Annotated in this window: 20 protein-coding genes and 3 pseudogenes; 15 read left to right on the top strand and 8 right to left on the bottom strand. The window is 69.5% G+C overall.

Translation table 11 applies throughout. The features are described 5' to 3' along the window. The first annotated feature begins 219 nt into the window (after nucleotides 1-219). Entirely contained in the window at nucleotides 220-606 is a 387-nt protein-coding gene (locus ACIBN2_RS38205; RefSeq protein ID WP_399141587.1) for a pyridoxamine 5'-phosphate oxidase family protein, read from the top strand. Between the two features lie 269 nt (nucleotides 607-875). On the opposite strand, the gene ACIBN2_RS38200 is transcribed toward ACIBN2_RS38205, so the two are convergent. Continuing rightward, nucleotides 876-1,220 carry a MerR family transcriptional regulator gene (locus ACIBN2_RS38200; protein ID WP_399141585.1) on the bottom strand — a complete coding sequence of 115 codons (345 nt, stop codon included), beginning with the start codon at nucleotides 1,218-1,220 and terminating at the stop codon, nucleotides 876-878. Between the two features lie 553 nt (nucleotides 1,221-1,773). Here ACIBN2_RS38200 and ACIBN2_RS38195 point away from each other — a divergent pair. Both ACIBN2_RS38195 and ACIBN2_RS38190 read left to right on the top strand, forming a co-directional pair. Further along, complete coding sequence (locus tag ACIBN2_RS38195; protein ID WP_399141583.1) at nucleotides 1,774-2,133, top strand: ATP-binding protein; 360 nt, start codon at nucleotides 1,774-1,776, stop codon at nucleotides 2,131-2,133. Nucleotides 2,134-2,222: 89 nt separating this feature from the next. Then, nucleotides 2,223-2,474 (top strand): annotated as a pseudogene (locus ACIBN2_RS38190) (DUF2267 domain-containing protein); the annotation flags it as partial. Nucleotides 2,475-2,855: 381 nt separating this feature from the next. On the opposite strand, the gene ACIBN2_RS38185 reads toward ACIBN2_RS38190, so the two are convergent. Further along, nucleotides 2,856-3,194, bottom strand: a complete 339-nt coding sequence (locus ACIBN2_RS38185; protein ID WP_399141581.1) for a helix-turn-helix transcriptional regulator — start codon at nucleotides 3,192-3,194, stop codon at nucleotides 2,856-2,858. A gap of 127 nt (nucleotides 3,195-3,321) precedes the next feature. Here ACIBN2_RS38185 and ACIBN2_RS38180 point away from each other — a divergent pair, with 127 nt between their 5' ends. Both ACIBN2_RS38180 and ACIBN2_RS38175 read left to right on the top strand, forming a co-directional pair. Further along, nucleotides 3,322-3,753, top strand: coding sequence for an STAS domain-containing protein (locus tag ACIBN2_RS38180; protein WP_399141580.1), 432 nt, complete (start codon nucleotides 3,322-3,324; stop codon nucleotides 3,751-3,753). Then, nucleotides 3,753-4,082 carry an ANTAR domain-containing response regulator gene (locus ACIBN2_RS38175; protein WP_399141578.1) on the top strand — a complete coding sequence of 110 codons (330 nt, stop codon included), beginning with the start codon at nucleotides 3,753-3,755 and terminating at the stop codon, nucleotides 4,080-4,082. Before ACIBN2_RS38180 ends, ACIBN2_RS38175 begins: the two co-directional genes overlap by 1 nt. Before the next feature lie 286 nt (nucleotides 4,083-4,368). Here the strand turns inward: ACIBN2_RS38175 and ACIBN2_RS38170 are convergent, their stop codons facing one another. Both ACIBN2_RS38170 and ACIBN2_RS38165 read right to left on the bottom strand, forming a co-directional pair. Further along, nucleotides 4,369-4,932 carry a dihydrofolate reductase family protein gene (locus tag ACIBN2_RS38170; RefSeq protein WP_399141576.1) on the bottom strand — a complete coding sequence of 188 codons (564 nt, stop codon included), beginning with the start codon at nucleotides 4,930-4,932 and terminating at the stop codon, nucleotides 4,369-4,371. A 217-nt stretch (nucleotides 4,933-5,149) separates the two neighbouring features. Further along, complete coding sequence (locus tag ACIBN2_RS38165; protein ID WP_399141574.1) at nucleotides 5,150-5,494, bottom strand: VOC family protein; 345 nt, start codon at nucleotides 5,492-5,494, stop codon at nucleotides 5,150-5,152. 143 nt (nucleotides 5,495-5,637) lie between these two features. Here ACIBN2_RS38165 and ACIBN2_RS38160 point away from each other — a divergent pair. Beyond that, nucleotides 5,638-5,853, top strand: a pseudogene (locus ACIBN2_RS38160) (transposase family protein); the annotation flags it as partial. Nucleotides 5,854-6,155: 302 nt separating this feature from the next. Here the strand turns inward: ACIBN2_RS38160 and ACIBN2_RS38155 are convergent. The 3 genes from ACIBN2_RS38155 to ACIBN2_RS38145 all read right to left on the bottom strand — a co-directional run bounded on the left by ACIBN2_RS38155 (nucleotide 6,156) and on the right by ACIBN2_RS38145 (nucleotide 10,042). After that, nucleotides 6,156-7,154 carry a hypothetical protein gene (locus ACIBN2_RS38155; RefSeq protein ID WP_399141572.1) on the bottom strand — a complete coding sequence of 333 codons (999 nt, stop codon included), beginning with the start codon at nucleotides 7,152-7,154 and terminating at the stop codon, nucleotides 6,156-6,158. A gap of 127 nt (nucleotides 7,155-7,281) precedes the next feature. Then, a complete protein-coding gene (locus ACIBN2_RS38150) occupies nucleotides 7,282-8,508 on the bottom strand; it encodes a CARDB domain-containing protein (protein WP_399141570.1) in 1,227 nt (408 codons plus the stop codon). A gap of 661 nt (nucleotides 8,509-9,169) precedes the next feature. After that, a complete protein-coding gene (locus ACIBN2_RS38145) occupies nucleotides 9,170-10,042 on the bottom strand; it encodes an SDR family oxidoreductase (protein WP_399141569.1) in 873 nt (290 codons plus the stop codon). Nucleotides 10,043-10,186: 144 nt separating this feature from the next. Here ACIBN2_RS38145 and ACIBN2_RS38140 point away from each other — a divergent pair, with 144 nt between their 5' ends. Continuing rightward, entirely contained in the window at nucleotides 10,187-10,591 is a 405-nt protein-coding gene (locus ACIBN2_RS38140) for a winged helix-turn-helix transcriptional regulator (RefSeq protein WP_399141567.1), read from the top strand. A gap of 809 nt (nucleotides 10,592-11,400) precedes the next feature. On the opposite strand, the gene ACIBN2_RS38135 is transcribed toward ACIBN2_RS38140, so the two are convergent. Next, nucleotides 11,401-12,018 carry a TetR/AcrR family transcriptional regulator gene (locus tag ACIBN2_RS38135; RefSeq protein ID WP_399141565.1) on the bottom strand — a complete coding sequence of 206 codons (618 nt, stop codon included), beginning with the start codon at nucleotides 12,016-12,018 and terminating at the stop codon, nucleotides 11,401-11,403. A 134-nt stretch (nucleotides 12,019-12,152) separates the two neighbouring features. On the opposite strand from ACIBN2_RS38135, the gene ACIBN2_RS38130 reads away from it, so the two are divergent. The 8 genes and pseudogenes from ACIBN2_RS38130 (at nucleotide 12,153) to ACIBN2_RS38095 (ending at nucleotide 18,914) form a co-directional block, all read left to right on the top strand. Further along, nucleotides 12,153-13,055, top strand: a complete 903-nt coding sequence (locus ACIBN2_RS38130) for an NAD(P)-dependent oxidoreductase (RefSeq protein WP_399141831.1) — start codon at nucleotides 12,153-12,155, stop codon at nucleotides 13,053-13,055. 139 nt (nucleotides 13,056-13,194) lie between these two features. After that, nucleotides 13,195-13,440: pseudogene (locus tag ACIBN2_RS38125) on the top strand (transposase); the annotation flags it as partial. A 714-nt stretch (nucleotides 13,441-14,154) separates the two neighbouring features. Further along, nucleotides 14,155-14,766, top strand: a complete 612-nt coding sequence (locus tag ACIBN2_RS38120) for a hypothetical protein (RefSeq protein ID WP_399141564.1) — start codon at nucleotides 14,155-14,157, stop codon at nucleotides 14,764-14,766. Then, complete coding sequence (locus ACIBN2_RS38115) at nucleotides 14,763-16,079, top strand: copper resistance protein CopC (RefSeq protein WP_399141562.1); 1,317 nt, start codon at nucleotides 14,763-14,765, stop codon at nucleotides 16,077-16,079. The genes ACIBN2_RS38120 and ACIBN2_RS38115 overlap by 4 nt, the downstream gene beginning before the upstream one ends. 59 nt (nucleotides 16,080-16,138) lie before the next feature. After that, nucleotides 16,139-17,161 carry a cupredoxin family copper-binding protein gene (locus ACIBN2_RS38110; protein ID WP_399141560.1) on the top strand — a complete coding sequence of 341 codons (1,023 nt, stop codon included), beginning with the start codon at nucleotides 16,139-16,141 and terminating at the stop codon, nucleotides 17,159-17,161. Nucleotides 17,162-17,281: 120 nt separating this feature from the next. Continuing rightward, a complete protein-coding gene (locus ACIBN2_RS38105) occupies nucleotides 17,282-17,800 on the top strand; it encodes a hypothetical protein (protein WP_399141559.1) in 519 nt (172 codons plus the stop codon). Continuing rightward, complete coding sequence (locus ACIBN2_RS38100) at nucleotides 17,788-18,495, top strand: plastocyanin/azurin family copper-binding protein (RefSeq protein WP_399141557.1); 708 nt, start codon at nucleotides 17,788-17,790, stop codon at nucleotides 18,493-18,495. Before ACIBN2_RS38105 ends, ACIBN2_RS38100 begins: the two co-directional genes overlap by 13 nt. A 302-nt stretch (nucleotides 18,496-18,797) precedes the next feature. Next, nucleotides 18,798-18,914, top strand: a complete 117-nt coding sequence (locus ACIBN2_RS38095; protein ID WP_399141829.1) for a DUF6207 family protein — start codon at nucleotides 18,798-18,800, stop codon at nucleotides 18,912-18,914. Nucleotides 18,915-18,964: the final 50 nt, after the last annotated feature.

Genomic DNA, 18,964 nt, shown 5'->3' with positions numbered 1-18,964 from the left:
CCTGCAGGAGGCCGCGCGACAACTCCAGGAGTGGGCGGACTCCACCAGCCGTTCGGAGTTGCTGGAGTCGCCCGACCTCGCCGGTCGGCTGCAGGCCCTCGGCCTGGGCCCGGCCCCGTGTAGTCGAAGGAGACGTCCTCCCAGCGCGCGAACCCCGCCAGGAGTTCGGGACGGGAGCCTGTCAGGACAAGTGAGTTCCCTGCTGTACCTACGGGCCGGATGATCGAACTGGGCCGGGAGGAGTCCCTGGCGCTGCTGACCAGCGTTCCGGTGGACCGCATCGGTTTGGCCCACCAGGCACTTCCGGTTGTCCGCCCGGTCAACCACCTGGTCGACGGCGACAGTATCGTCATCCACACCCATCCCGGATCGGCGCTGCTGAGCGCCACGGGCATCGGCCGGGTCGTTGCCTACGAGGCTGACTGCCTCGATCTGGACGCCCGCATCGGCTGGACCGTCATGGTCACCGGCCGGGCCGTCCCGGTCACCACGTCATCGGAGGCGGCCCGCTACCGCAGACTCCTCATCCCTGCTTCGACGGGGCGATGGATCACGTCGTGCGGATCTCGGCCGAGATTGTCACCGGCTACCGCCTGGCGCGCCTGACCAGCAGCCGGTCGACGCCACGTGAGGAAGGCCCTCGCCCTGCTCTTGGAAGTGCATCCCGTCTGTCAGGACGGCCGGTATGCCTGGCCGTCGCCGCAGGCTCTGCCCGGTCCACCGGGCAGCCGGGATTCACGCCGGCATCGCCACCAGCACCGCGGCCACCACCGTGGACACCGCGGCCGGCGGTGACCGCATGCAGCCGGCCACCGACCGCTGCGGGCGGCTCTGTCTGCCGGCGGCCGGTGTTCAGCTCGCGTCACACGCCCTGATCAGGCCGAGGCCTTCGGCAGCGGCTCGACGCCTTGGGCGCGCAGCTGCTCGTTGATGCGCTGGGCTTCTTCGAGTTGGTCCTCGAGGATGATGATGCGGCAGGCGGCCTCTATGGGGGTGCCCTGGTCGACGAGTTCGCGGGCGCGGGCGGCGATGCGCAGCTGGTAGCGGGAGTAGCGGCGGTGTCCGCCTTCGGAGCGCAACGGGGTGATCAGGCGGTGTTCGCCGAGGGCGCGGAGGAAGGCGGGGGTGGTGGCGAGCATGTCGGCGGCCCGGCCCATGGTGTAGGCGGGGTAGTCGTCATCGTCGAGGCTGTCGGCGAGACGCGGACTGGCAGGGGGCATAGACCTCTTCTTCCGGGGACGCGTCGGGGGGCCCGGGCGCCGTCCTGGCGCCCGGGCCCCGAGCTTTCAACACCATCTACCGGCTAACCGTGCCGGTCTTCTGTGTCCGCGGGATTCCGCCTGGGAGGGCGGGACTGCGGGGATCTTGTATGCGTGACCGGGGACCACCTTCCAATCCGGGGCCTTGCGTACCGGGCGGACTTGCTTCCTCGCCCGGGCGATCCTGATGGCGTCTTGCTCCTTTTCTTCGGTTACTCGGTTGTACTGCTGGGATATCGCGGGTACTGCTCACGGCCGCTGCGGGCCGTGCCCTGCTGGACTTGCCGGCACGGCAGTTCGTGTCTGCCGTGCCCACGTCGACTTCCTGGGTACGAGAACACAGTAACTCCGTGAGACCCCAATGTCTACTACCGCCAGGACAGGTTTCCTCCATGTCTGACGAGTGGCCTCCTATGGCACATACACCCGAAAGGCTGTCGCCCTGGTTGCTTCCCGACTGGGCGGGCAGGCGCTGAGCCCGAAGGCACCGCCGATCCAGGAGGGGTGACAGTGCATGACCGACATGGAGGCGACACGCACGCAGGTCCCCGGGGCCCCGGTCGTGGTGAAGGGTGGCAGCCCCGCCGACATCGCCCGCGCCCGTGACGTCGCCCGAGTCTTCACCAAGGCCCTGGATCCCACTCCGGCCTGCGAGGCGGCGCAAACCCTCGCTCTCGTGGTCTCCGAGCTCGCCACCAACGCGCTGCGCCACGGCGGCGGCCGCTGCATCCTCCGTCTTGGCGCCACTGCCGATGCGATGCAGGTCGCTGTCAGCGACCCAGTCCCGCACTCCCGCGCGAACGCGCCCCTGACCTCAACGGAGGCGCCGGCGGGTTCGGATGGTCCATGGTCCGCCGTCTGGCCCGCGAGGTGAACCTCACTCCCTGCCCCGGGCGGGGCAAAACCATCCACGCCCGCCTCCCGCGGTGATGGCGGCCCTAGGATCACCCGCGGACCACTGAGATTGATCTTGAGGCCGCACGCATCCTCACCGCTCAGCTCCCCGACACCCGACCCCTCATCGGCTGGGCATTGGTCCACGACCTCGCCGCCCGCGCCGACTCCCCCGTGGGCCCCACCCGTTGGGACACAGGCTCTGTGCTTGGCGTCGTCGCAGCCTTGGTCGGTCCTGACCCGCTCACTCGGATCCTGCGCCAGTTCCCCTCCGGCCACGCGCTGTTGTTCGGCCGCGCCGAACTCACGCCAGCCGCTTAGCCGGCCCCTGCCCCTTGGTCACCTCTCCGGGCCTGACCCCGCCCGGGACCCAGGCCTGGAGCCGTCCCCGCACCGGCGCAGCAAGCCGGACGGGGGGCGGGAAGGCCGGGCGGATGCGCACCACGTGATCGCCGTTCCGCCGCACTCCGCCACCACCTGCGGCAACGGCGCGGCTGCGCCGGCGCCGCACCAGACATTGGCGTGGCCGGGATGGCGAACCCGATGCCCTCGAGGTCCCAGCAAAGGGCGCAGGGGCGGGGGATCTCCAGGCGGCAGGTTCTCAGACAAGGGCCGCCGCCAGCACCGCGGCAGGCGCGACGGCCGCCGCGGACTCGAGGAACGAGGCTCCTCAAGGCAGGTGTCCCACTGATCGTGTATCGGTCAGCCGTCGTGGTCTGCGGTGACTGCGGCGGGATGCCCGGCCTCGTGGCTCACCAGCACCGACAGCAGTTCCGTGACGGTGGCCGGGGCGTCGGCGGGATGGCGCAGCACCCGGTCGGGGGCGATCTTGTAGACGTTGGAGCGGCCTTCCCGGCTGTGGGTGAGGTACCCGCCCTCTTCCAGGTCGGCGATGATCTTCTGCACGGCCCGCTCGGTGAGCCGGCAGCGGGCCGCGATGTCGCGGACGCGGGTGGTGCGATCCTCGGCGATGGCCGCCAGCACCCGGGAATGATTGGTCAGAAAGGTCCAGCCTGCGTGCGGTTGTGGCGCTCGATCCATCCCACCAGGATACGGTTCGATTCACGCATTCAAAAGGGCGAACGATTTTTCATGTTTCAGTTGACGTGAACAGCTGGTGGGGTGATGCTGGAAGCAGTCGACATGCCGATCTGCGCCGGGAGCACCGATGTCCCCTCACGCGGCCTTCCCCCAGGAAGACGTGCCCTGCACTGTCTACGGCGCCGCACTCCAGCAGCCGTCGACGTCGGCGGCCCTGCCGGTGCCGCTCACCTTCAGCGTCGAGGCCGCCGGCGACCGCAGCACGGTCTTCGTCTGCGGCGAACTCGACCTGGACACCAACCCGATCCTGCAGCAGACGCTGAGTGAGGCACTCACCCGCGCCACCGGCGGCCTGGAACTGGACCTCTCCGGCGTCGGCTTTTGCGACTGCGCCGCTCTCAACGTCCTGCTCCACATGCGTCACCGCGCCCACGGGATGGCCAAGTCGTTCGTCGTTCGCGCTGCCAGCCCGGCCGTTCACCGCCTGCTCACCCTCACCGGCACCCTGCCCCACCTCACGCACGCGGCGACGTGCCCCCCACAGCGGAGTCCCCGGTGATGTCTGGCCCCGACCAGCAGGCCGACGCGCCCCAGACGCCCGCGACCCGCTCCGAAACCATCCTCCAACTGCAAGCCGAGATCGCGCAGCTTCGGCAGGCGGTGCACTCCCACGCGGTCATCGACCAGGCGCTCGGTGTGATCGTCACGGTGTACGGGGTGACGCCCGACGAAGCCTGGGACATGATCCGCGAGACGTCCATGCACACCAACATCAAGCTGCGCCGGGTAGCCGAGGCGCTCATCTCCTGGGTGCACTCCGGCCAACTGCCTGCGGAGATCGAAAACGTACTGTCGAAGAAGCTGACCCAGCGAACGAACGACCAGTGACACGGCCATCAGGATCCAGGGCTCGGCGCGAGGGTCACGTACCGGCCGCCTCCTGGCGCAACAGGTCGGGGCGTGCGCCGGCGAGAGCGAAGGCCCGGCTGAGTGCCGTTCCTATTGACGGCCGAGGTCAAAGAACAGGTCCGCAAGCACATCCCGGACTACTTACAGCTCACCGAGAACGGCCCGGTGGTGGTGGATGGCAAGCCGCATAGACGGCGGCCCGCCCCGGTGGTGTCCTTCACGTTCGCGCGGACCCCGGCAGACGGTCGAGTCGCGTGACGGGTGGTCAGCGCCTCGTCCCGTACCTGGTCAGGATCACGCCGCCGGGAAGCGTCCGCGTCTCCACCAGGTTCAGGTTCACCCAGCTGTCCAGCGCGGTGAAGAACGGCGTGCCGCCGCCCACCAGGACCGGCGCGGTGGCCAGCACGTACTCGTCAATCAGCCCGGCCCGCATGGCCGCCCCGGCGAGCGTCGCGCCGCCGATGTCCATCGGACCGCCGTCCTCGGCCTTGAGCCGGGTGATCTCGGCGACCGCGTCACCGGTGACCAGGCGGGTGTTCCAGTCGACCTTGTCGATCGTCGAGGAGAACACCACCTTCGACATGTCCCGCCAGCGGCGCGCGAACTCGATCTGCGCCGGAGTGGCGTTGGGCTGCTGGTCGCCGGTCGGCCAGTAGGCGCTCATCGTCTGCCACAGCTTGCCCCCGTACAGCGACAGGTCGGTCGCCTGCAGCTGGTCGGACCAAAACTGGAACAGCTCGTCGCTCGGCACGCTCCAGCCGATGTCGTCGCCGGGCGCGGCGATGTAGCCGTCCAGGGTCAGGTTCATGCCGTAGATCAGTTTCCGCATGGCGCCAGCCTTCCGTGAGTCGGTCGCACGCGTACAGACCGGCGCGGCGCGGGAAACTCATCGGAGCGCGATCTGAGCTCGCACGTAGTCCTCGTACTCTGTGCCCCAGCCGCAGACTCATCGTTCCGCCGAGGAAACAGCATCGATCTGAGACTGAGCGTTTTCCAACCTCAATCCGAGCAGGTCAGGCGCAGCGCAGCGCACACGTTATAGAAACTCACCGGATGGGCGCCTCGGCAAGTGACAGGCTGTTCCCGTCAGGGTCCAGCACGACGACGTGGCGCACGCCGTTGCTGTAGGTCTCGACCGGTTCGTGGTCGATCCCGTGTGCGGCGAGTCGGGCCAGGATGTCGTCGAGGTCGTTCACACCGAGCGTGATCATGGCTCCGCCCACTCGCTCAGTGCGCATGTCCCGATCGTCGACGACAACCCATGCGTTCTCACCAAGCTGCCACAGGTATTCCTCGCCGATGATCTCGTCCGCTGGGCGCCCGAAGAACGCCTCGAACCACCCACGTGCCTTGATCCGGTCACTCACGCACATGATGCTGTACAGGTCCACTCGGATCACTCCTCACAGTCGCTTCGGAGGTCGGACCACTCCCGTGACCAAAACTCATCGGAGGGAGTAGCCCGGTTCTGGAAGATGAAGCCCCTGGTAGATGGGTTTTCGACCAAGAGAACCGTCTCCACCAGAGGCTTCGCCTGCTTGTCTCCCCGTCCGGCGCCGACGTGTCCAGCTCCGCCCTACGCTTCCTCACCGCCCGTCTGCGGGAGCACCGCCGTGTCCTCGGCACCCGATGGCGGCGCCTGAGCACGGGCCGCCAGGCCCTGCTCACTCTCGCCCACCTCCGCAACGGCCAGCCGTATGCTCAGCTCTCGGCCGGTTTCGGGATCGGCGCCACGACCGTCTACCGCTACGCGTACCGCGGCCGGTGGGACCGCCTCTCCGCCGGTCAGCAGGCCGTCAACCGATCCCATGCAAATCTCCGGGCCCTGGTCGACATCTCAACCTAAAGCCACGCCATCACCAGGCACCCGTGTGACGGCCATTGTTGGATCTCAGATCCCGTGGCCGAATCTCACGAACCGTGGCCGCTCGATGGCCGATTGGCCACGGATCTGTGACTGACTGGTCAGGTTCCGGGTGTCATCACGCACAAGGGTGACGGTGCCGCCCTGGCCGAGGGCTGCGACCTCGGCCGGCTGCTCACCCGTCGGAGTCAGCCCGCGGTGGGGTCGGTGAGAACGTTGGTGGACAACGGGTCGATGGTGACCCCTGAGGGCCGGTCCGGGCCGGACGGCCACCAGGGGGCGCCGACCGAGGCCCACAGGACGGCACCGACGCCGCCAGAGCTCGCCGGGACCGGGCCGACCGGCAGGGCGATGCGGATCCGGGCGGTCCGTGAGGCACCCGGCTTGAGGGAGAACACGTCGGTCTCCGTGTACGTTCGTCCGGTCAGGTCCTCCCACCGGCCTCCGCGGTCGATCGACCAGTGCACGTGCTGCACGGACGCGTCCTTTGACGCGGGTGACAGGGCAACCGCGATGCGCAGGCCCGAGCGGGTGCGCTCGCCCGCCGAGTTGCGCACCCGCACGGACCACTCCACCGCCGGGCCACCCGGGGCGGCCTTGAGAATGTCCGGGACCGTGACCGTGAGGTGCGTGGCGTCCACGGGAAGACGCAACCGCGCCGCGGCCGCCGTCGGGTGGATGGCCGGATCCCGACCCTCTTGGGCGATCTCAGCGGAAACCATGTCATACGAGGCACGGGGCCGGTTGTTCTCGTACTCGTTCTGCTGGTCCGCGGCGATCAGCCGCAAGTCGATCCGCGTCCGCTCTTTGCCGCCTTGCGAGAGCGGCACCCGGGCGACGAACTCCCCGTTGTCGTCCTGCTCGTTGGTCCAGGAAAGCTCCGTATCCCGCCACCCTTTGTCCTCACGAACCTGGAGCCGGTCGGCGACGGTCCCGACGTAGACCGCCAGGTAGCGGTGGCCGGCCTGCCCGGGGGTGAGGCCCCCGACGGAGACATGGAACGGGAGCGGCGGCCCGCCGGGGATCAGCGTGCGACCGTCCGCGCCAAGGCGGACGACCGGGTGAGACGCGGCCCGGCTCGCTGACGGCTCCCGGGCCGGCGAGGCCTGCGGGCGGCCGCACCCGGCTATGGCCGTCGCCGCGGCAAGCAGCATGAACACAGCGCCGAAGCAGGGCATCCGTGGCATGGGCGGTTCTCCTCACCGGATTCTCTTCGCGACACAATCTCAGGGTCGATGGCATGTTGATCTTCGATCGTCGGACGCTGCAGGTCGGCGGCTTGTGGCCGATCGCCGCAAGCGGGTCCGTCCACGCTCAGGAAGTCGCAGACCGGCGCCTGAACAACAGGACTGTCGATCCGCCACCGACGAGTACGGCCGCTCCGACAGCTGCCACAAGCACCGAGCGGCCGGTGCCCGTGCCGGCCAGGCGCCCGCGCGAGGGCACGGTGCCCACGCCGCCTGCAAGGCCGTCGGCGACGGAGCCGGAGGACGACGTCTGAGCCCCACCGCTGCTCGAACCACCCACCGACTGACCGCGCGGGTCCTTGTCGTTGCCCCGGCCACCCGATCCGGAGCCGCTTGCGTCGGAGCCGCCGGAGGAACCACTCGACGTAGATCCGCCCCGCTCCGGAACGTGGATGGTCAGATACGCCGTGTCGTTCGCAGGATTCTCGTCGAACACCGGGGGGATGTCGTAGACGGAGGTGGCCTTCACTTCACCGCGCGTTCGACCCGACGCCGATGTCACCTTCAGCACGAAGAGGTAGCTGAGCGACTGGCCCACCTCCAGCAGGTTGTCGCTGTGCCAGCACACGTATACCGGATGGCCGGGCTCCGACGGGCCGGTCGGTCCATCGATTCCGAACGGCGCGCACTCCTGGGGTACTTGAACAGCCTTCGTGCCCTTAGGGATCCGGACAAGGAGGCCCGGCTGGTCATCGCTCTCCTGGTTGTGGATCCATCCCGGGCCGTCGTTGCGCAGCGTGGCCGTGACCTTGACCAGTTCGCCCGGCTCGGCCGTGGCCTCATCGCCGACGGCCGCCAGGTCGGCGGTGCTGCCCACGGTCAACGCAAGGCGTCGGTAGCTGTCGTCGAATCCCTCCGAACCGGGCGGCTGTCCGGTGCGGCCCGTTCCGTACTCGACCACCTCCAGCAGCCCCTTGGAGGAGACCGTGAACCGGACTGGGGTGGTGACGGAGCCGCCCGGTTCGATGACCTGGCCCAGCTTGCACAGCGCCTGCCTCACCTGGTCGGCTACGACGCTGTACGTACAGCCCTTCTCGGGTGCCGTGAAGTCGAGCCCGCGGGTGAGACGTACACGGAAGGTGACATCACTCGCGGCGGCGGTTCCGTTGTTGGTGATCGTGACGGCTTGGTCGTAGGTCTCACCGGGCTTCGGCGAGGAGGTGGGCAACGACGAGACCACGAGGTCCGGTTGGGCCTCGTCGGCGTGTGAGGCGGGTGCCGCCATGGCGGGCACCCCCACCCCGATCACCCCCGCGGCCACAAACCTCACCCAGCCACGCAGCAGTGGACGCACGACCAGCTCCTCAGCGACGGCAGCACAACGGCGCACCGGCCGACCCGGCAGATCATCTGCCACGCCACCCGATCACGACATGTACTGGACACCTGATCGTCACCATTGGTTGTAGCGGCGCTCACCAGCCACCAACCCGAGCCCCTCACCGCGCAGTTCGCAAGACCTGGGCCGGGCGGCGGCTACCGCAAGGCCGTTGTCGAACACGCCGCTGCCTCGGCATCGACCACGCACCGGCGGGCTCGGCCACCGATGAGCCGAAAGGAACGAGAGGAAGTCGCTGCCGCGGGACGCCACTCGCCGGAGACAAAGCGTGAGAGCGTGCCCCGGCTGTAGCCGACGGCGTTGGCGAAGGACTGCAGCGACGTCCAGCCGCTGTGCTGGTACAGCCACCCGCCCATGGCGCCGCTGCATTCACGCTCCCGCCCGCCTGCTCAGTTCCCGCTATATCCGGGAGACGTCGGTTGTGATGCTCCCTGCACCGCAGCCTTCGAGCTCTCGTCGAGGACACTCGGTTGAGATCTTCTCGCCGGAAGCCCGCACGATGAAAGGCTGCTCGCCCGGCTTGGTCACGGTTGCTTCGACCGACCGCTTCTGATCCCTCTCCAGCCGCGCCTTGATCAGGTTGACTGCGGCGGAGCCGGCACGGGATGACGCAACCTCAGTGATGCAGGGCGACCGCGAGTGCCTCGGCCAGGGTCACGGGCGGGCGGCCGATCAGGCGGCGCAAGTCGCCAGAGTCGGTGTACATCTCGCCGCGGCTCATGCCGCGGTCAGCGTCAGCGAGGACCTCCGCCAGCTCGGCGGGTAGGCCCGCGGCGGCCAGTACCTGGGCGAAGTCGGTCACCGGGAGGTCGGCGTAGGTAACCTGCTTTCTGGCCGCAGCAGAGATCGCGGCGGCGAGCTCAGTCAGGGTGAAGGATTCGTCGCCGCCGAGCTCGTACACGGCGCCGGTGTGGCCTTCGGCGGTGAGGACGACGGCTGCGGCCTCGGCGTAGTCGGCACGGGAGGCGGCGCTGATCCGCCCCTCGCCTGCGGCGCCGACGACGGCGCCGTTCTGCAGGATCTGCGGCAGTTGGCCGGTGTAGTTCTCCAGGTACCAGCCGTTGCGCAGCAGCACGCTGGGGATTCCGCGGTCCCGCAGATACTCTTCGGTCTTGCCGTGCGTGGCACCGATGACGGTCGTGGCCGTGTCCGCGTGCGTCGTGCTCGTGTACGCCACTAGCGACACGCCTGCGGACGCCGCGGCGTCGATCACGCGGCGGTGGTTGGCGACCCGCTCGCCCACAGGGACCGAGGCCGAGATCAGCAGCAGCCTGTCCGCCCCCGCAAATGCCTCGGCCAGGCTGTCGGTGTCCGCGAAGTCGGCGCGGCGTACCGTGATGCCTCGGTCGGCCAGATCCTTGATCCTTGCGATGTCCCGGCCGGTCGCGATGATGTCCGCGGCCGGGATCCCGCGCCGCAGCAGTGCGTCGATGGTGAGCCTGCCCAGCTGACCGGTGGCTCCAGTGACGACGATCGGCATGATGGTCATTCCTTCCCTCCGTGCGTGCCTCGCACGCCTGCCGCGGTCCGTCCGCGGCGGGATGGAACACAGAATGACCTGGACACTCTCTGTTGGGGAGTAGCCACTTTTCGGTATGGTACTTACCGGAGCGATAGCATTGAGGTGAGCCGTATGGCTTCTGTCGAGAACGTGACCGGGCCCATACCGTCATTCGATCCGTACGAGCGCGGCTGCCCGTCGCGGGACCTGCTCGACCAGATCGGCAGCAAGTGGGCGGTCCTGGTGCTGGGCGAACTCGGCCGGAACGGGACCTCTCGGTTCGGCCGGCTCCGGCAGGCGTTGGCGGGCGTGAGCGAGAAGATGCTCACCCAGACGCTGCGCACCCTCGAACGCGACGGGCTGATCAGTCGGACCGTCTACCCGGAGGTGCCGCCGCACGTGGAGTATGAGCTGACCGCGCTCGGCCAGACGCTGCGGGAACCGCTGAAGGCGCTCACGGAGTGGTCCGTGCTGCACATCGAAGAAGTCATCACCGCCCGCGAAGAGTACGACGACCGCACTGAGCGCACCCGGTAATCGGCGGCGGCCCACGGTCTGGTCGTAGACGGCTGCCTCGCCGAGACCGGCCCGACAATCAGACTCACCTGAGCAACCCGGCGACATCACGAGTTCAACCTCAGGAGCGTATTCGTCCCGGGCGATCCGTAAGCACCTGCGCCGCCGCGGCATCCGCGCCAGGGTTTTCCGCTCCCGCGGGCCAACGCGGTCACCGTCTGCGCCGCGGCAGCCGGGGCGCAGGTCACCCGCCTTCGACCGTGAGACCTCCACGCAACGCAACACCGGCGAGCATTGCGTCAACCGCTTCAAGCAGTGGCGGGGCATCGCCCCCCGCTACGAAAAGGCAGCCACCATCCGCCGGGCTGCACTCCATGTCGCGGACATCATTCTCCGGTCCTTCCGAGGATCCAACCGAAAGGCCCCAGTCTCTGCGATAGCGGGTTGCCCGCGGCGCAGCACGGGCAACCCGCCCATCGTCTGCCGTCGCCGCCTGTATGGCGTCCGAGGTTCGCACCTCCTCAAAGCCGGCGTACGCGCCGCTGGTCCGGTTACGTCTGTCGCCACGAACGCAGTTTCTCGGCGATGCCGTACGAGTCCAGCCGCATCGCGCGAATGTCGTAGATCAGTTCCCGCCACAGCTCGAATTTCGTGTCCACGCGCTCTCCCGAAGCCTCGAGGTAGGCGAGGGCGACGCCGTATCCATAAACCTCGTTTCGAGCCGGCAGTGGACGTAGCAGCACACATTCCTCGAGCATGACGGCAGCCCGCCAGAACGCGTCGGGATGATGCTGATCATGCCGGGGCGGGTCGACCCGGTGGCGCTGCGGTCACCGGGGCTCGCGCGCGGTGTCGTCCACCGCGGCGTCGAGAAGCGGTCCGAGCTCCTGCACCACGGTCGTCAGGGCGCGCACGTCGCGCTCGGCGCGGGCGATGAGGATGGCGCCCTCCAGGGCGCTGATCATGAGCGTCGCGAGGGACGCGGTCCGCGCGTGCGGCACGCCCAGGCCGGCCAGGGCCCCGGCCACCGGCTCGGTCCAGGCGGAGAAGGCGGCGGCCGCGGCCTTGCGGGTGGAGGCGGCGGACTCCGCGCAGTCCACCGTCGCGGCGGCCACCGGGCAGCCGCTCGCGAAGCCGGCGGTCTCGTATTCGTCGGTCCACTGGCGCACCATTTCGGCGAACAGCCCGGCGGGGGTCGGCTCGGGAAGGGCGGCGAGGAAGCGGGCGACGCGGTCGGCCGCGTACCGGCCCGCCCAGCCCACGGCCTCGTTGACCAGCTGTTCCTTGCCGCCCGGGAAGTAGTGCTGGAGCGAGCCGCGCGGCGCGCGCGCATAGGCCGCGACCTCGCGCATCCCTGTCGCGGCGACCCCGTCGCGCCGGATCAGCTGGGCCGCGCTGAAGACCATCCGCTCGCGTGGTCCGCGTGCGGACGACTGCGACGCTGCCATCTCGACCCCCGGGATGTTGCGAGCACTTCGCCGCCCACTCTATGACCACGGTCATAGAGGCGGCTACTATGACCGCTGTCATAAGCGGTTGCGGCGACGGCTCCGCTCCTGCGGGCCGGGAACGGCGGTGCATCGTGACCGTGGGGTTCATCGGACTCGGGGTCATGGGGCAGCCCATGGCTCTCAATCTGGCCCGCGCCGGAACGGACCTCGTCGTGTGGAACCGCACGTCGGAGTGGTGCGCGCCCCTGCGCGCCGCCGGTGCCGAGGTCGCGGCGCGTCCCGCCGACGTCTTCGGGCGCTCCGGCGTCGTGTTCCTCATGCTGGCCGACGAGGGGGCGGTCGATGCGGTGCTGGGCCGGGGCACCCCGCAGTTCGCCGCCCTCGTCGCCGAACGCACCGTCGTCCACATGGGGACGACCTCGCCGGAGTACTCCCTCAGCCTCCAGGACGACATCCGAGCCGCGGGCGGACGGTATGCCGAGGCGCCGGTCTCCGGCTCCCGAGTCCCGGCGGAGCAGGGGGTGTTGGTGGCGATGCTGGCCGGCGACGACGAGGCCGTGGCGGCCGTACGGCCGCTGCTCGCCCCCATGTGCCGCCAGACGTTCGACTGCGGTCCCGTCCCGAACGCTCTGCTGATGAAGCTCTCCGTGAATCTGTTCCTGATCACCCAGGTGACCGGTCTGACCGAGGCGTTCCACTTCGCCGACCGGCACGGGCTCGACCAGCGCCTGCTGCGGGACGTCCTGGACGCGGGCCCGATGGCCAGCTCCGTCTCCCGGATGAAGTCGCCCAAGCTGCTTTCCCGCGACTTCACCGTCCAGGCGGCCGCCACGGACGTCCTCAAAAACAACCGGCTGATCGCCGAGGCCGCCCGCAAGGCAGGCCTCGCCTCCCCGCTCCTCGACATCTGCCACACCCTCTTCGGCGAGACCGTGGCGCAGGGGCACGGTCACGAGGACATGGTGGCCGTCCTGCGAGCCCTGGAGGCCCGCACGGACGGTAGCCCGCACACGACCAGTGCCCTGCGCCAGTAGTTGATCGTCGGACTTCTGCGACACGACGGGGGCCCGCTGCGCACCGGGAGCGTCCAATCAACGGCGGATCTGTTGATCACGGAGACGCCAAGTGAGTGAGACCACGATCGAGCAACAGCGCGTGGTCGAGTCGGTCGGGATGGCCACGTCGGACGAGCAGTTGATCGCGACGCTGGTTGACCGGGCCCGTGGTGAGGGCCCGCAACTGACCGGCGAGGGTGGGCTGTTACAGCGGCCGACCATGCGGGCGCTGAAGGGCGAGATCACCGATCACGTCGGTCGTGAGAAGCACGATCCGGCCCGGAAGAACAGCGGCAACAGCCGCAACGGCACCCGCACCAAAACAGTGCTGACCGATGTCGGCCCGGTCAAGGTCAGAGTTCCCGGGACGTGGCCCGGACCGGTCAGGGTTGCGTGCGCGTCGAGGGCGACCCACACCAACTCTGCGACAGCGGCGATCTGGGGATTCTTCTTGAACTGACGGATTGCCGCCTCGCCGACCGACGGCTCGAACTCTGCCGCGTGCGGCCACCGCTGGAGACGGCACGGCCGCGCTCGCCCCCCAACTCCCGTAGAAGAAGGCGCCTGTCGATCCACCATCCGCGCGCTGCGCGCCGGCGCCCGCACGTCGAGATCGCCTGGCAGGAAACGTCGAGGTCATGGACCTCGGCCAAGTGGGCCTGGACCTCGACGGCCGTCGGGCCCTTCGCGGCGAGTGAGATGACCAGCCCGTTGACGCCAGGCGGACGTCACTGCCTCTTCTGCACGAGCTTCGCCTCACACGTTCCGACATGCCCGAGCCGCTCCCACTGGAAGGCGCCACGGCTCGGGCTGGGGCGGATGAACGGCCGCCCCACTCGCGTGTGCATTCACGGCGATTCCGAGAAAGAGGAAATGCCTTAGGTGTTCGAATTCACGGTACCTTCGATTTCTTCACGGAATGCATTGCGTGCATTGGGGCAGTGAGGTCCGTTCTCACAGACCGCCCCAGGCCGAAAATGAGGCAACGAAACGATCGATTAACGGACGCGTAGTCGAAGAGAATCGTCACCCCTGTCCACTCCTGTGCACCGCAGTTCACACAGCATCAGGAGGGGCCATGTCCTTCTTCGCCAGGGCGTCCTGGCCAGGAGACCACCGCGACGAGCTCGTCGCGGGGACACTCGTCGCGGCCGTCGTCGTGGTGCTCGGTTACGCCTCGGGCATCGGCGCATCCGCACCGACGACCGTCGACACCGCGTCACCACCGGCCGCCGGGACCCCGTCCCCGTCGCGCCAGCCCTCGGCCGGCTCCGCCACCGGTCCCCCCGTCACCTCCGTGGTGAATTCGGGGTCCGGCTCAGTGGGCGGATTCGGGTCGGGAGAAAGCGACAGCGAAAATCCCGAAGCCACTTCGCCGGTCAACAGTGAAGGCAACCACGATCACGGTACGGGCGGCGCCGACGGAAACGGACCCGGGCCAACCCTCTCGCCCTCCTCTACCCCCACCCTCTCACCCAGCCCGTCGGGCCCCTGCGACGAGGGCGAGGTCCGTCTCGTGCAGCCGCTGCTGAACGGTGCGGTCACTCCGGTCACCGGTCTGCTGGACGGGCTCCTCGGCTCGGCCACATCGGCTCCGGCCCCCTCGCCCGCACCATCGGCCGACACCCTCTCGTCGCTGTGCGTGGGCGTCGCCCCCTCGCCCTCGGTGATCCCGGAGGCGCTGCCGTGAGACACCGTCCACCGTCTCTGCTCGTCGTCGCGCTCGCCGCCCTCGCCGCGCTGCTGCTCGCCGCGCCGCCCGCCTCGGCCCACACGGAACTGGAGTCCTCAGCCCCGAAGAACGGCGCCCGGCTCGCCCGCACCCCGGCCAACGTGAAGCTGACCTTCAGCGAGCCGGTCGACCTCACCGACGTGCACATCAAGGCGGCCGGCCGGGTGCTGTCACCCTCCCGCACCGGCCACGGAAAAAACACCCTCCAGGTCAGCGTCCCCAAAGCCGCCGGTCATGGCCGGCTGACCCTGGTTTGGCAGGTACTTGACATGGAAGACGGGCATCCCACATCCGGGACGCTCTCCTTCCCCCTCACGGCGAAGGCCACGTCCGACGCCGCAGCGCAGGCGGCACCGGAACCGTCCGCGACCCTGCATGCCGCCTGGACCGCCGTCCGCTGGGCGGGCTATCTCTCACTCGCCCTGTTCGTCGGCGGCGTGGCCTTCCTCGCGCTGCTGTGGCCGCAGGGCACCGAAGACCGTCGCACCCGGCGAACCCTCACACTCGCCTGGACCGCCGGCCTCGCGACAAGCCTGCTCGCACCGGGACTCCAGGGCGCGTACGGGACGATGGGCACGCTCGACGACGTACTCCAACCCGCCACCTACACCGACCTGTTGACCAGCGAGGTCGGCATCGTGGCCGCCTGCCGCGTGCTGATGTGGGTGCTCGCCGCGGTAGTCCTGGCCGCCCTCCTACAGGGCGGGGACCGCGCCGCCCGCTCGCCAGGCTGGCGCGTCGGCGCTCTGGCAGTGGGTCTCGGGCTGCTGCGTACGACCGGCATGACGGGACACAACTCCGAGGGCACGCACCCCGGTTGGGGCGCGGTCGCCGACCTGGTCCATCTGCTCGGTGTCTCGCTCTGGCTGGGCGGCCTGACGCTGCTCCTGATCGGCGTGCTGCCCCGGCGCCGTCCCGAGGAACTGTCGACCGTCGTTCCCGGCTACTCCACGCTGGCCGGGGTCTCGGTCGCCGCGATCGCGGCGGCCGGGGCAGTGCTGACCTGGCAGGTGATCGGTTCGTTCGACGCCCTGGTGCACACCGGCTACGGGCGGCTACTCCTGCTCAAACTCGCCGTACTGGCCACGGTGTTGCTGATCGCCCAGCGCAGCCGCGGCTGGGTGAAGACACGGCTCGACATCGCCGTGCTGCTGCGTGGCGACCGCGCCACCGTACGGCCCTTCGTCCACTCGGTAGCAGCGGAGACAGGACTCGTCCTCGTCGTCCTCGCCGCAACGAGTCTGCTGGTCACGTCCGCCCCCGGCCGCTGACCGGCGCCCGTCCCACTCCACTCACCTCACACGGGATCTCACAAGGGAGACGCACCACCATGCACACTGAGGAAACCACCGCACCCCCGCACCACCGGCACACACGGGTGGGCAACCGGGTGCTGCTCGCCACCGGCTTGGGCGCCGGACTCGCCGCCGTCGCCGGCCTCGGCCTGCTCCAGGCATCTGCCGGGGCCTCCACCCCGCACAGTGCCGCACCGGCGGCCGAAGCCCAGTCGATGGCGGACATGGACCACTCGGCCACGAAGGCCGCGGCGGCCGACCACACCATCGAGATCAAGGACTACAAGTTCGCCCAGCCGAAGCTGACGGTGAAGGTCGGCCAGACCGTGAAGTGGGTCAACGAGGACACCGCTCCGCACACGGTGACCACCACCAGCGGCCCCGCCAAATTCGACTCCGGCACACTGAACAAGGGCGACAGCTGGTCGTACACCTTCACCAAGGCCGGTACGTACAAGTACTACTGCGCGGTCCACCCGGACATGACGGCGTCCGTCACCGTGGTCGCCGACGACAGCGGCGGCAGCACGGGCGGTTCCAACGGCGGGTCCGCGGGCGGCTCGACCGGAGGGTCCGCCGGCGGCTCCACGGGCGGCAGCACAGGCGGCTCGACCGGCGGTTCCACCGGCGGGTCGACCGGCGGGTCGACCGGTGGGGGGAGCAGCTCCGGCGGCACCAGCGGCGGGGACGACGGCGGCGACAAGCAGTGCGTCAGCGTCCAGCAGGTCCTGCTGCCGATCCTGCAGCACATCGACAAGGCGCACCTGGAAGAGTCCCCGGGCCAGCAGGTCCAGGACGCGCTCAAGCTCGACAGCTACATCAAGATGCACACCGTCTGGCTGGAGTCGATCCTCACCCCCGCGGTGAACGGCGCCGGCAGCGTCTCCGACGACACACTCAGCGTGCTGCTCCAGCACATCAACTCCGCGCACCTTCAGGAGTCGCTGGGCCAGCAGGTCACGGACATCCTCAACCCCGACGCCTACGTGAAGATGCACACCGTCTGGGCCGAGCATCTGCTCGCCCCCACCGAGGACTACGTCACCAACTCCTGCTGAACCAGCCCCTGCCCGCTGGCCTCAGCAAGACACGGCGGGCCGGCCGAGTCACAGTCGGCCGGCCCGCCGCCCGCCTCATTCTCCCCGCCCTCAAATTCACTCGCCCACCGAGGTGCCGAGATGACCACCGAAACCCTTCCCACCCCCACCCTGCCCACGCCCCGCCCGGGCCCCGAATGGCTACCCGAGCCCGGCACCTACAGCGCCGCCCGGCCCGACCATTGCATCACCGAACTCACCGGCCGCCTGGGCCCGTTGCCCACCCTGCGCCGCCGCCTCACCCCCCTCGACGCCACCCTCACCGTCACGTCCGACGCCGAGGATTGCGTACTGAGCCTGGAGCTGGGGGGCCGACTGCTCCGCGGCAAATCGCTCACCTTCCTCAGTACAAACATCACGGCCAACGACGACGGCACCCGCCTCCGCGTGGCCGGTGCACTCGCCCTGGACGACACCCCCGTCCAAACAACGCTCCCGCTCCGCGTCGTCGACCGCACCGCCGAGCGGCTGCTCGTCCTCGGCACCCTCGCTGTGCCCTACCGCGCCCTGCGTCGCACGACCGGCTTCACCCTGCCCCGCACCCGCCCCGCAGCCCGCATCCGGCTGCTCGTCGCCGCGGAGTTCACATGCCCCGCCTGACCGTACCGCGCGCCCTGCTCGCCGCCCTGTTCGTGGCCGGCTCCGCCGCCGTCCTGCCCGCGCCCGCGGCCCAGGCGGCCACCACCCACCAACTCCTCATGTCGGGCTACGCATTCAGCCCCCGCACCCTGACAATCACCGCCGGGGACACTGTCACCTGGACCAACCAGGACCAAGCACCCCACGACGTCAAAACCACCTCCGGCCCCGCGTCGATCCACTCCCCGATGCTCAACAAGGGCGGCACCTGGAGCCACACCTTCGCGACCGCCGGGACGTACGGCTACGTCTGCACCGTGCACCCGAACATGACGGCCCAGCTCGTCGTCGAACCTGCCGCCGCCCCCACCCACACCGCCCACCAGCACCCGACATCCGCCGCACCCACGACCCGCCCCACCCCGGCAATGCCCCCGTCCATGCACATGAGCCCCACTGCCAAAGCCGGTGCGCCCGCAGCCTCGAAGACGGACGACCAGTCCCCCGCCCCCACGGCCACCACCTCCACCTCCGCCCCACCCGGGGCGGCGCAACCCGCAGTGGACACCCAGAACGCCGCCTCCGCCACCCGCCCCCTCAATCCGCTCCTTCTCCTCAGCGGCGTCATCGCGGGTGTGGCGGTCCTGTGCCTGCTGCTGGTCGGCTCCCGCTCGGCCGCCTTCCCATCCCGGAACGACGAACGAAGCACGGATTGACAACGCCCGCGGTGTCCGGTGCCGCGCCGCCCCGGGAGTGGCATCTCGACCTGGGCGGTCAGCGCAAGTGGTCTTCACCGCCTGCCATCGTGTCGAAGACTTCCACGAGTTGGGCGTTCAACCGACGGCCCGTCCGGGCGAAGACACGGCGGTCGCGGCACCTCCGGGGCCGCCGGCACGTGGTGCCGTGCATGAGACCAATCACCGAGGGGCACGTGGCGGAGCCGGGACTGGCCGTGGTTGGAGATCGCGGCGTGCGATGACCAGGCCGTCTTGGCCGTCCAGGAGTTCCTCGCCGCGCGATCGCTCCGGCGGAGCGGACGACGCGAGGTCCGGGCGAGCCCGGCGTACGGCTGCGCTGCTTTTGGGACGTGTGCCAGCTGCCTGCCGCGCGGCATGAGCCCCAGGTCAGGGTGTAAATGCACGTAAGCCCTGTCCGCTCCCACCGCCCAGCGCCCCGGCACTCCGG

It is taken from the genome of Streptomyces sp. NPDC050534 (assembly GCF_044457745.1).
In the GTDB taxonomy this organism is placed as follows: domain Bacteria; phylum Actinomycetota; class Actinomycetes; order Streptomycetales; family Streptomycetaceae; genus Streptomyces.
The sequence above is the reverse complement of the archived record's forward strand: the minus strand, read 5'-3'. Positions and strand labels throughout refer to the sequence as shown.